Source organism: Halobacillus dabanensis (assembly GCF_900114165.1).
Classification (GTDB): domain Bacteria; phylum Bacillota; class Bacilli; order Bacillales; family Halobacillaceae; genus Halobacillus; species Halobacillus dabanensis.
Genome location: NZ_FOSB01000004.1, coordinates 158,509 through 171,036 on the forward strand (window position 1 = coordinate 158,509; position 12,528 = coordinate 171,036).

Sequence of the window (12,528 nt, forward strand, 5' to 3'; positions counted from 1 at the left end):
TTAAATTAATTTCGTATTCTCAATCCATTCCTCTGTCCTTTTAATCCCTTCTTCTAATGTCACATCAGGTTCCCAGCCCAATAATCGCTTAGCTTTGCTATAATCGCATAATAATTTTGGTATCTCGCTTTGCGGATGTATATGTTCGATATGCTTAATCCGGCTTGAGTCATCAACAATCAATTCAGCCAACTCATTAATCGCTATATCCCTCCCTAGACCAGCATTCACAATTTCTCCGTTAACTTCATCCCGGTAACCGGCCTGCACAACAAAACGTGCGCAATCTTCTACATATAAAAGGTCCCGCGTCTGCATGCCATCACCGTAGATTTGTAACGGCAAACCATTCAATTTATTCTTAATGAAAATGGCGACTACTCCGCCTTCTCCTCCCGTCTTTTGAAACGGTCCGTACGTATTAAAGGGACGTATAACTGTCATTGGAAGGTCATAGGCATGATAGTAGGACAAGACCATATTTTCAGCAGCTATTTTTGCTCCCGCATATGGAGAAGCTGGCTTGATTGGATGTTTTTCAGAAATACCTTCCTCATCACCGGCTCGATCATAGACCATGCACGTACTCATAAAGACCATTTTCACTTTGTGCTTCCGACATTGCTCAAGCAGGTGGAAGGTGCCGATGGTATCATTATTGAATGTGGTTTCTGGATCATCGATACTATCCTGTACATTGATGCTTGCAGCGAGATGGTAACAAATATCAATTCCAGGATAAAAAATACTTTCAATCGTTTTCTCCTCTTTGATATCTCCGTGGATAAATGCCCTGAAATTTTTGTGTGAAAGTAATTCCTCAATATTCTCCACTCTTCCATTCGATAAATCATCCACCACCCAAACTTGGTGCGAATCATCCAATAATTTCTTCACTACCCAGCGGCCGATGAAGCCGGCGCCTCCTGTTACGAGAATATTCACGGACACACCCCTCCCTTATATTCACCATTCTTATTTTTCAACGGGTGACAATATTCTTGATTTCCTTCATCATAGCCATCTCTTCAATAAATTCATTAATCGTTTGCTTGATGACTGTTTCGGCTGATAGTTGTAAAAAACAAACTCTTTCACTGTTCGATCCGCGAAGGTCTTGTTCTTATTCGCCCGAATATAATCGGAGAATATAGTTGCCAATTTTCCGGGGTCTTCTTGTTGAAGTTTATTCATTCTTGAAAAATAGCCGGAATATCCCCCAAAGGGACTGTCCAAAATAAACACTGTTTTTCCCGCAAGCATGGCTTCTAGCGCAACTGTAGAAAAGTAGGTCACCACGACATCAGACATATGAATCAAGTCATACAATTTATATCCGGCGGAGTTGTGAACATAGGAATGGTTTTTAATAAGAGGATGATTACTATGATTTGGGAAGTCTTTTAGGACTATGTTGACTTTTTGTTTAACGGTGAGTTTCTTCAAAAATTGGTCCCACTCTTTGTATTTTTTCTGTCCGCGGACGATTAATAAGACATTCTTTTTGGAAGAATTCAATCCAAGTTTCTTTGTCAAATTCGCCCTACTGACCGTTGGTTGTTTATTAATTAAATCAAATCTTGGATGTCCGATAATTTCAGTTCCTGTTGTGGCTCCCTTCGCTTTAAACCAATCCCTTTCGAATTGCCCATAAACAGCGTCTATATCTGCTATTTTTGGCAAATAACCGAATTCTCCGGAAATGATTCCATGCTGCATACAAACAGTCGGGATACCATATTTGGCCGCTACCATTACTAATGTTCTCGATTCAGGATAATGCGTAGAAGGAACAACAATAACCGAAACATTCACACGTTTGAACAAACGGATCGATTCGTTAATCCGATTCATAATTTTTACAATTTGAAGCATAAATCTCTTTTGGAATATTGGGTTGGTATACATGGGGTGCCCAGGATGGGAGGCGATCATTTCTCTTGCTTTACGTTTAACTTTTTTTATCGCCTCTGCTACGTCGACACTGTACTGAGTGAAATATTGATATTTAAAGCCTTTTGCCCGTGGGAAAGATTCTTTTCTTTTTTTCCTTCCTTTTTCTTCAAGGATGAGAGTCCTCGATTTATTAAAATGATTTTGGAGCGTTTCCTCTGGAAAACGAAGCAAATCATAGACATCATGGAGAACGACTTTCCCCCCCTTTCTCTTCTGCTGCTTTTTCTTGATAGTTGCTTTGTAGTTATTGAACTTCGCTTGGACGGCTGTAGGTTTTTCCACTCTATTTTTTAGTTTTTTTGTAAAGGCAGCGGATTCAAACTTCCCCATCAGCTTCTTGTTGCCACTAATTAAACTTCGGTAGTGGCACAAATAAGCAATAGAGTAACCTTGATAGATCAACCCTTTGAACTCATCTAAGAAATCAAGGTATAATCCCCAATAATTTTTGGAGAACGTATCCATCATCTTCCTCCTTTCTTTTTTCTTATATTAAGTGCTGATTTTTCAACAGCTGATACAATTGATCTAAGGTTATCGGAGCGATTCCCGAAGAACTGTACATTCCAGGCGTAGCTTTTCTGGCGTTCTCATAGGGAACATCCTTTTTAAAAGAATAAGGAATGACATACATATCGGGCAGCTCCCAAGCCGACAGGGACTCTTCATGTGTCATCAATTCCTCATACATTTTTTCACCGGGGCGCAAGCCGATTTCCTCGATAGTTATTTCTTCAGGGTCCTTATGGATTTGTCTGCACGTTTCTTTAATGACAAGGGTTGCTAGATCGTTTAGAGAAACAATAGGCATTTTCAAGACAAAAATCTCTCCGCCCTGTGCTTCCTCCAACGCTTTGATTGTTAAAGATGTCGCCTGTTCCAATGTCATCATGAACCTCGTCATAGTGCGATCGGTCACCGTGATTTTCCCATTATCAAGGATCTGTCTCTTAAAAAGTGGGATGACAGACCCACGTGATCCCATGACATTCCCGAAACGTACACTTGCAAACACCGTCTGTCCCTCTCCTTTACTATATTCAGCTGCCGTGATCAGACGCTCGGCAGTGAGTTTGGTCGCCCCGTAAGCATTGGTCGGGGAGATCGCCTTATCTGTACTTGTGAAAACTACTTTCTTCACATTTTGGGACAGAGCTGCCCGCACCACATTATTCGTTCCATGAACATTCGTGAGTACGGCTTCATATGGGTTGTATTCACATGAAGGGACATGCTTCATTGCAGCTAGATGAAAGACATAATCAATGCCTTGCATCGCCGTATACACCCGGTCATAATCTCTGACATCCCCGATTAAATAGCGGACGTCAATCCTTGAACCTAGGTGATTCTGTAACTCGTGCTGTTTATGTTCATCTCTGCTGAAAACCCGGATGACTTCTGGAGAATCCTGAAGGAGCGTCTTTACAATACTTCGCCCAATCGTTCCCGTACCTCCTATGACTAATACCTTCTTTCCTTTGAAAAACACTCGATCCCTTTCCCTTCTTTTCCTAATCTAGTTCCTCCACCCAGCAACTATGAACCACTCTAATTCACGCTGCTGATTAGTATATATATTCAAGAACTAGAATTCGGTGAAAATAATAGATTAGTACCTAGCAAGCTTTAAGGGAGGACCGCCGATATCTTTTTCCAGCCACCAAAAAAGCGTCGACCTACCATACGCACATTAGTCACGTATGGAATCGATCAACGCTTTCAAGAGAAGAGTAGATTTTTGATTGGAAGGAATGTAAAAATTGGGACGAACCTGTTTCGAGAGCTTATCCCCATCACTTGGGTTCCTTTCGTTCATAAAGGTCAGCAAGTCATGAACAAGAAGATCCTCTTTCTGATAAGTGGAAACAGGTAACTGATTAAAGTAGTCCGTTAACCCGGACTGATTTAGGTTCCATACAAACGTTTTTTTGCCTAATAAAAGGGATTCCAGCACAACGGTAGACTCGTAACTGATTACAGCATCCACATAAGCTAGCAAGTCATAGAGATGTACCCGTCTTACTAGATGGACCCGTTTATGTTTCGCGTACATATCAAAAGTCCCGCCCCCTTTTTGAACTTTAATAACCAAGTCCAAATCCGGTGCATCTTTTAACAAAAGCTTTATGACCCTATGAATCATAGCTTTATCTGTATGGTGGTCTATGAGCAGAACCTTTTTTTCAGCTTTCGTTTTTCTATCGAGCTGTGAAGGGGGGAGGGGTTTTCTCGTTACCATTTCATCAAAGCGTGGATGCCCGATCATCGGCACAAGTTCCCGATCTATTCCCCGCTTTTCAAAAAGCGTTTGTTCATACCTTCCGTAAACGCCTTGATAATCAGCCACTTTTGGAAGATAACCAAATGAAGATACCATGGCACCATGCTGGAGACAGATGGTAGGGATTCCCCTTTTTCTCGCTGATAACGTGAGTGCTCGGGTATCGATACTGTTCGTTTCTCCAAGGACAATAAGGGAAGCCTCTTCTTTCATAAGGAAACTTTCCGATGCCTCTACAAAATGAATGATTTTAGCTATTTGCTTCTTCATCGCTGTTAAGAATTGCCGTTTTCCGAACAAAGGGTGACTTTTATAGGCACCTGCGATCTTGGTAAACCTTTTCTCCTGTTTCCTGACCTGCCCATCAACATCCTTCCCGTATTGTTTCAACCCCCTCAAAGTCGCCCCAGGAACTGGATGGGCTATCATATTTGTAACCTCCGGTTTAAGTAAGACCGTTTCCGTTAGAGGGGAGAGTTCCTTATAAAATGGATAAGGGATACGCAGCAATTTGTCATAATAAATGACTTTCCCTCGACAGATTTGTCTTTGATATGCAGGGAGATAGGTTTCAAACCGTCCCTGTAAAACGGACTTATCTGCCCACAACTTTGAATAGGATGGTTTTATGATCGACTTTTCCAAATTCGGTATGCTCTGAACCAGACTGTAAAAATGGGTACACAAAGACAAAGAGATGCCCTGATAGTCCCAATCCTTAAATGCGGCTAAGAAGTCCATGTAGAGGCCCCAATAGTTTTTTTCAAATGTATTCATTGCCCCTCCGCAGTCAACAGGAACAAGCGATCTGCCAGTGGAATGGTTTTGATAAGCAGCCCCTCCTGCTCAATTCCATTTAGTTTATTGAAAAAAGATTGAATTTCACTTTCTGTTAAAGAAGGGAACATAAAGCGAATTTTTTGTCTACTGTCTTTTGGATAGCGATGAGCAATCGGTTGAACAGAGGGATGGGCTTGGCTACCTTCTTTTCTTATATGATTCAGAATAAGCAGGTAAGCATACTCTCCTGCTTTTAAATTGGCATAATGGTCTCTGAATAAAGACGATGCCGGCTTCTGTGCTCCTTCGTCCTTTTTCCAAACTTCTCTCAGCTGACTTAATAATTCTTCAGGCTCTTTTATTCTTATACTTACATCCTGGGTAAGGGGGACATCATAAATAGGGGAGGTAATAGGTTCATAGGAAAAAACAGGTTTTTCAAGCAGGTATGCTTCAATTCCCGTTGTACAGCCATTATGGACAAGTGCTTCTGCCCCCATGAGCCAATGAATAACTGGTCCTTCATTCTTCACCAGCACATTCCTGCAATCCCTCAAATCTTCGATATAACTCCCTTTCCTCTCTGCAGGGTGGGGACGGACGATGATCACCCCTTCAGGAAATTCCTTACTTATTTGTTTAACCATATATATGAATTGATGATAAAGATTCCGTATATATCTTGCATGGGGAGTTAAATCTTTCTCTTTTTTACCTTTGATGGCATTATACAAAGTGAAACGTGTGTTGACCAATATGTAAGGGCCGATCGTCTTCTTCAACCTGGTCGCTTCCTGCCGGTACACCTCCCTATACTTAGGGGTCAACAGATCGAACCGCGGATTCCCTGTCGGTGTGCATTTACCCTTCATTTCAGGATAAGCCTCTTCAATCATTTGTTTCTGTTTCTGTCCCCAGCAATACACATGATCATGATATGGCATCCACTTCCTGTTCATCCTAGTTTTCAAGTACAAGGCCGAGTCAGTATAAATCAACCCTTCCTCATCCAGATTAGTAACCATATGGCCAGCCTGTTTAGCAGGGACGACTACTCGCTTCATATAGCCACCCGGATACCCTTTGCATAAAAAAACACCGGTTGGATAGACTTGAGCCGCCTCTTCCACTTTACTGTGCTCCCCGATGATTACACTGTCCCCTTGAAATAAAGTATGATAAGCAAGAAGAAGCTTCCCATGCAGTTCCCTCGATTTAATTTCAATCGGCAAATAAAGCATCATCCCCACCCCTTTGCTTCACTTTATGAGTAAAAAATACAATCTTGCCTAATTCTTCATGGAAAATAAGGAGCTAAGCAACATACACAGCGTTTTGTAGGTGATGAATAAAAACACGCAATAATCTTTGGACACAAAGAAGGAAACGGAAGAATTCAAGGAAAAGGAAAAACGTGATGAACCAGAACCATCACGTTTTCCTTACGATTTCGTCATCTCTCCAATGAGATCCAACAGTTTCTGTCCGGAAGTTCTTCCATTTGGATAAGCATAAGCAAGGAACTTCTTCCGCTTAGAGGAAACTTTCGCACGGAACTTTTCACTATTAAAATACCGATGCACAAGATTAGCCAAGCCTTGTGGATCATCTTGAACCATTTGTCCCAGCCGGTCATAATAACCGGAATACGTTGGAGCAGGGGTGGACATTAGAAAGACCGGCTTTCCAGCAAGCATCGCTTCTAAACCAACCGTGGATAGGTAGGCTACCACTACATCCACATGAGGTAAAATAGTGTACAAGTGATAACTCTGGGAGGAGAAAGCAAACGCATAATTTTCAGTCAATGGGTGGGGTGTCCGAACAGGGAAGTCCTTAATGATTACATTATAAGATCCGAATTTCTCAAATTCATCCATCAACTTACGCCAATACTTCATATAAGCATTTCCTCGTACAATCAATAAAATTGTTTTCTTCTTGGGGGCAAGACCTAGCTTTTCAGACAGTTCTTGTTTTGGGATGGTTGAATTTTTACTTATCAAGTCAAAACGGGGATGACCGACAACTTTCACTGCCTCACTGGATATACCTATTTTTTGAAACCAGTCCACCTCAAATTGCCCATAAACCGCATCAACATCTGCAATTTTAGGCATATATCCATTCTCACTGCCCACAATCCCATGCTGCATACAGATGGTTGGTATATTATATTTCGCCGCTACTACACAAAGTGTCCTGCTTTGGTAATAATGAGTCGAAGAAAAAACAATACACGAAATCGGCAATTTTTTGATCATGTTATACGATTCAACAATACGGTGAGCAATACGATCAATTTGATTGTTAAATGCCATCTTAAATGTGGGGTGGTTAAACAATGGATGATCCTTATGTTTGGCGATAATTGCCGCTGCTTGTTTTTGAATCGCCGTTACATGATGATCAATCGATTCATCATAATCTATCAAGTAGTGAGCGGTGAGCCCTTCTGCCGTCACGGGATTCGCCGTTGTTTTCTTCCCCCGAATATCGCGAATAACAAAAGCATTCTCCGGTTTAAAATGCTTTTTTGTAATTTCGGTTGGGAAACGAAGAAGATTAGCGGCATTATATAAGGCTACTTTTCCATTCGCTTTCCTTTTTACATTTTTATTGGTATGCAAAGCTTTAAAGTCTGTAAACTGCTGTTGGAAGGAACGTTTATCTTTAACTACGTGGAATAGTCGGTGAATCATTTCTTCAGTGGAGAGGCTTTTCTTCAATTCATCATTATTAGAAAAAAGACTGCGAAAGTGACACAAATATGGAATGGAAATCCCTTTATACTTTACTTCTTGGAAGACTTCAATGAAATCCAGGTATAGAGACCAAAAATTCCTTTCAAACGTTTCCATATTTTCACCCCTTATTTTGTAATAGAATCAACCAATGCTTTTAATTTCGCACTGCTGGTTCCTGACTTATGCGGGTAATGTGTGGAAAGAAATTTTTGGCAACGCTTTTCCCAATTTTTATTTCTCTGAGCATTCATAACAGCAATCATCTGATCGACCAGCGTTTGAGGGTTGTCGTGAATATACATATGAAGATCCTCATAATAATTCGTTGAACTTGAATGCAGACTTTTCAGCCTCCATATATAGACAGGTTTCTTGGCAAGCATTGCTTCAAGAACAATAGTAGATTCATAACTTACCACAGCATCCACATTATTCAACAAATCGTAAAGGTGCATATCATCCGCGAATTTTAGATGTGGGAACTTTTTTTGTAAAGCCAGTGTCTTCTCTGATTTCCTTTGTTTCCCGTTCCGTTGCTTAATGATGATATTGACACTGTCTTTCTTATCGAGATTCTCAATTATGGCTTCCGGAAATTCTGTTTCGATATGATGGATGACCATTAATATCGTCTTCTTCCCTACATCCAAATTGAAGTGGCCGGCAAAAGCTTTCTTACTCAATGTGTTCCTTGTTACCAATTCATCAAATCTTGGATGACCAATCGATTTTAATGAATCATCTGACAGCCCTTTCGTTTTATACCACTCAATGTCTGAAGGTCCGTAAACCGCCTGGTACGTAGCGACCCTCGGGAGATAACCAAATTCGAGCATAACCACTCCGTGCTGAAGGCATATACTCGGGATCCCTTTAGATGCAGCAACTAAAGTGAGGATCCTTGTATCACTACTGTTCGTGGTTCCTGTCACTAGACAGGAAACTTGATTTTTTTCAAAAAAATTCTTCGCAGAAAGAATCTGTATCATCATGCTGGGGATTTGCTTAATAAACTTCTCGCGGAACCCTTTATTACTATAGATGGGATGTTTTTTGGCTTTTTCAAAGTGCACCATAGCCTTCCGCTGATAGGCATTAATAGTATTCTTTTGGATTTTTTGATAACCTTCCAGACTATCAACGGCAATTTCATTTTTGGAGCTCGATCCATAAACCTTTGACTTTCTCTTCAGCATAATGCATTTGGATGGCGTAAAATTTGCTCTCATGAGCTGTTCAGGGAACCGGAGAACATTTTCATAGAAAACAACTTTCCCTTTGGTATTATTAACCTTCTTTTTAAATGGAGCAAAGTGCTTATCAAACAACGCCTGAATTTGACTTTCGCTGGTTATTTGAGTATTCATCACCGTGGACTTACCTTCCAGTTTTTTTAAAACTGCTTCGTTCTCATTCACCAGCAAATAGTATGGACAAACTAAAGGAAGTGGTACACCCAGGTAAGAGAAATGCTTGAAAGCATTGATAAAGTCCAGGCAGGAGGCCCAGTAATTGCGTTCGAAGGTGTTCATTCTAATCCCTCCTTATGTCTGTAAGATAGGAGATCTCGTCGGCATAGTTCTACCCTGAACCATCTTATGTTAGATGGTGGAGAAAAATTAATAAAAGTAAAAGGCCAAGGTGCATCCATGCACCTTGGCTTCCATTTACTCATATTCTTTTTCTATGGTCTTCGTACTTCTCACTGTATCAATCGGACGAACGTAGTTTTCGATTTCTTCACGCTTCGGTTCCAATTTCGGCGGTAAAGCCAGTTTTTCCCCGAGCGTTTCATAAGGTTCATCGCCCATGAATCCTGGTCCATCTGTTGCGAACTCAAATAGTATTTGTGGTGCGACTTGAGCATATAGTGATCCAAAATAAAATCGGTCCACAAACCCAGATGTACGGAATCCGAATTTCGGCAAACGATCAATCCACTCTTCTAATGCGTCCCGATCTTCCACACGAAATGCAGCATGGTGGACAGTTCCAAATCCTTGTCGAGCAGGAGGCAAAATCGCATTATATTCTACAATGACTGCCGCTCCATTTCCTCCTTCGCCCACTTCAAAACGAGTAAAAGATCCTTCTTCACCGACTTGGTGGAATTTCATCACTTTTTCGAGCATCTCTTTAAAGTATTTTGCATTATCGACTCTCACATACAAAGGGCCAAGTCCTGTAATGGCATATTCCAAAGGGATTGGCCCATTTTTCCAAGGTGTGCCAGAAGCTACCCCCTCATCATTTTCATCTGATATAAGCTCATATGCCTGGTCATCAAAATCAACGAAAGGTAAAACTTTCTTTCCGAATCGTTCCTGAATGTCTTTGTGCTTCACTTCTAAACGATCGAAGCGTTTTTCCCAATAATCAAGCGCAGCGTCACTCGGTACCCGGAAAGATGTTTTCGCTATTTCATTCGTCCCGTGCGAGCCTTTTGGAATGCCAGGAAAATCAAAGAATGTCATATCTGTCCCAGGGTTCCCTTTATCATCTGCGAAAAATAGATGGTATGTTTCGATATCATCTTGATTGACTGTCTTTTTAACGAGGCGCATACCGAGTACATAAGTGAAAAATTCATAGTTCTTCTCTGCACTGCTTGTTATAGCTGTAACGTGGTGGATTCCTTTCAATTCATTCATGTAATCCCCTCCGATTTCTATATTCTCCGTAAATTATCTCAGTTTCAAGATAAATATAATATATATCACTCCCCTTGTCAATTTATTGCGATTCCATTCTTATTCTTAACCAAAGAAAGCTCATTCACCAAAATGCCATTTGGAAATAAATGTATGACCTGGTCACCCAAAACTTGGGTGACCAGGTCATACATTTATTTCCATTCATTGATACGAAAAAGGAGCCCTCCACAATGGAGCGCTCCTTTTTGCATCTATTCTGCTGTACTCACATCATCCATACCATCTTGATTCCCGATTTGCCAAGTCCCTAAACGTCGAGGGTCTCCTCCTCCATACATCTGGAGGACATCACCATTCGTACGTATACCAAGCCCCTGGATTCCACCATAAAATACTGGAGAATCATGTTCGATCACTGAGTATCCTTTCATATCGCGCAACCTGGCAATCGGTGCCTGCTCAATCAAATTTTCAACATGGACTACATTGTCTTCTGTATAGAAGCGACTACGGCTAATAGCTTCCTGTAAAGTCAATTGTTCGCCCGTATCCTCATTAATTCCATACTCATATTGAATCAACGTTTGGATCAACATTGCAGGAATTCTCTTTCCGCCTGGCGAGCCTATACCAAGAACCGCTCTTCCGTCTGATTCAAAAATCATCGGCGATACAAAAGAACGCGGACGCTTCCCAGGTTCATAGGAATTCATAGCATCCTCGGCCGTATCAAAGTTGTTCATTTGGTGATTCAAAAAGAAACCATCAACATACAAACCAGAACCGAAGAATTTCCCAAGAGAATTTGTTGTCGATACCATCATTCCATCTTTGTCAACGATAACAAAGTGCGTTGTATTCCGGTTATCTTCTTTCTCACCAGGAGCGGTATAAAGATCTGCTGAACTCGTCAGGTTGTCCTCTCCTAAGGAAAATTCCTCTTGAAATAATTCTTCTGCATATTCTGTGGAAGTCAGTTTCTCCTGGTCTACTTCTTCAAATGCAGGATCGCCCAGTGTATATACTCGATCCGTGTATACACGATTGACTATTTTGTTAACTAAATGAATATAGACATCTTCATATTGAGGATCATTAACGATTTCCTCCAGGCTTTCCGGTACATTCCCATTTAAAAATGCTGGCCAATCACCACCTGGTAAAGCGTACTCTTCTTTCAACACTTCCTCAAGGTTGGATTCCAACTGTTCCAGCATTTTCAGTGCTTGAATGACGATGATGCCTGAGGTGGGCGAAGATCCTGCATAGAGGGTCTGCCCTTTGAATTCTCCCTTTGGCGCTGTACGTTTTCCAACTTCATATGCTGCCAAATCCCCAGGTTCGAATCCCAGTTGTGAAGTAAGAGAATCGGCAATTTTCCCTTCATAAAAAGCCTCCGGTCCGTTTTCCTGCAAATCTTTCAATGTTGCCGCAAGTTCCTCTTGGACGAGCATATCATTGATTTGTAGAGGTCTGTCTTCCGGATAAAACATACTATAAATCTCTGGGTTTTCGTTACCAGACTGTATAAACCGCTGTGAGTTTTGCAATTGTTCATGAAAAATCCGACCTACTTGAATTCCTTCTTCACTATGAGTTACGGCGTCTTCAAGTAACGCACTCCACTCCATTTCATCTCCATAGTCTTCATAGACCGCTTCCATCCCTTTGACAAAACCAGGAACCGCAATCCCTCTTTGTGGGCGTGCCCCACTAATAGGTGCCGCTTCCCGATAATCATAAGTGATAGCTCCTTCATCCGGTTCGTGCACGATCATTTGACCGCCACCACCAATGCCTGACCCATATGGTTCAACAACATTCAATACGAAAGAAACAGCAATAGCTGCTTCTGCCGCATTCCCTCCTTGATTAAGGACCTTCATCCCTGCTTCAACCGCAAGCGGGTGGACAGCACTTACACCGTATACAAAAGCTTCTTCCTCACTTGAAGTATCCACTTCCACCGTTTCCTCACGATCCTCAACAGTATAAGGCTCCCGGAACTGGTCGAACTCTTCCTCAAAATAAACGTTCCACCCAACTAAACCGATGAAAATGATACCCGCAAGTATATAGGTCACTTTCAAATCATTCAAACCGATAG

At 41.4% G+C, this 12,528-nt stretch carries 9 protein-coding genes; all 9 read right to left on the reverse strand.

Going from position 1 to position 12,528, the window contains the following annotated elements:
- Positions 1–945 (reverse strand): dTDP-glucose 4,6-dehydratase, encoded by a 945-nt coding sequence (locus BMZ58_RS08555; RefSeq protein ID WP_075036138.1) that lies wholly within the window; start codon positions 943–945, stop codon positions 1–3.
- Positions 946–1,014: 69 nt separating this feature from the next.
- Entirely contained in the window at positions 1,015–2,421 is a 1,407-nt protein-coding gene (locus tag BMZ58_RS08560) for a CDP-glycerol glycerophosphotransferase family protein (RefSeq protein WP_075036139.1), read from the reverse strand.
- Positions 2,422–2,443: 22 nt separating this feature from the next.
- Positions 2,444–3,448 (reverse strand): UDP-N-acetylglucosamine 4,6-dehydratase family protein, encoded by a 1,005-nt coding sequence (locus BMZ58_RS08565; RefSeq protein ID WP_075036140.1) that lies wholly within the window; start codon positions 3,446–3,448, stop codon positions 2,444–2,446.
- A 201-nt stretch (positions 3,449–3,649) separates the two neighbouring features.
- Positions 3,650–5,017: a hypothetical protein gene (locus BMZ58_RS08570; protein WP_075036141.1), complete on the reverse strand. Its 1,368-nt coding sequence runs from the start codon at positions 5,015–5,017 to the stop codon at positions 3,650–3,652.
- Positions 5,014–6,261 carry a surface carbohydrate biosynthesis protein gene (locus BMZ58_RS08575; RefSeq protein ID WP_075036142.1) on the reverse strand — a complete coding sequence of 416 codons (1,248 nt, stop codon included), beginning with the start codon at positions 6,259–6,261 and terminating at the stop codon, positions 5,014–5,016. The genes BMZ58_RS08570 and BMZ58_RS08575 overlap by 4 nt, the downstream gene beginning before the upstream one ends.
- A gap of 201 nt (positions 6,262–6,462) precedes the next feature.
- Positions 6,463–7,881, reverse strand: a complete 1,419-nt coding sequence (locus BMZ58_RS08580; RefSeq protein WP_075036143.1) for a glycosyltransferase family protein — start codon at positions 7,879–7,881, stop codon at positions 6,463–6,465.
- A gap of 11 nt (positions 7,882–7,892) precedes the next feature.
- The gene (locus BMZ58_RS08585) at positions 7,893–9,299 is read right to left on the reverse strand and encodes a CDP-glycerol glycerophosphotransferase family protein (RefSeq protein WP_075036144.1); all 1,407 of its coding nucleotides are present in this window, start codon (positions 9,297–9,299) and stop codon (positions 7,893–7,895) included.
- A 135-nt stretch (positions 9,300–9,434) separates the two neighbouring features.
- Positions 9,435–10,418 (reverse strand): ring-cleaving dioxygenase, encoded by a 984-nt coding sequence (locus tag BMZ58_RS08590; protein ID WP_075036145.1) that lies wholly within the window; start codon positions 10,416–10,418, stop codon positions 9,435–9,437.
- A gap of 254 nt (positions 10,419–10,672) precedes the next feature.
- Positions 10,673–12,520: a gamma-glutamyltransferase family protein gene (locus tag BMZ58_RS08595; RefSeq protein WP_075036146.1), complete on the reverse strand. Its 1,848-nt coding sequence runs from the start codon at positions 12,518–12,520 to the stop codon at positions 10,673–10,675.
- Positions 12,521–12,528: the final 8 nt, after the last annotated feature.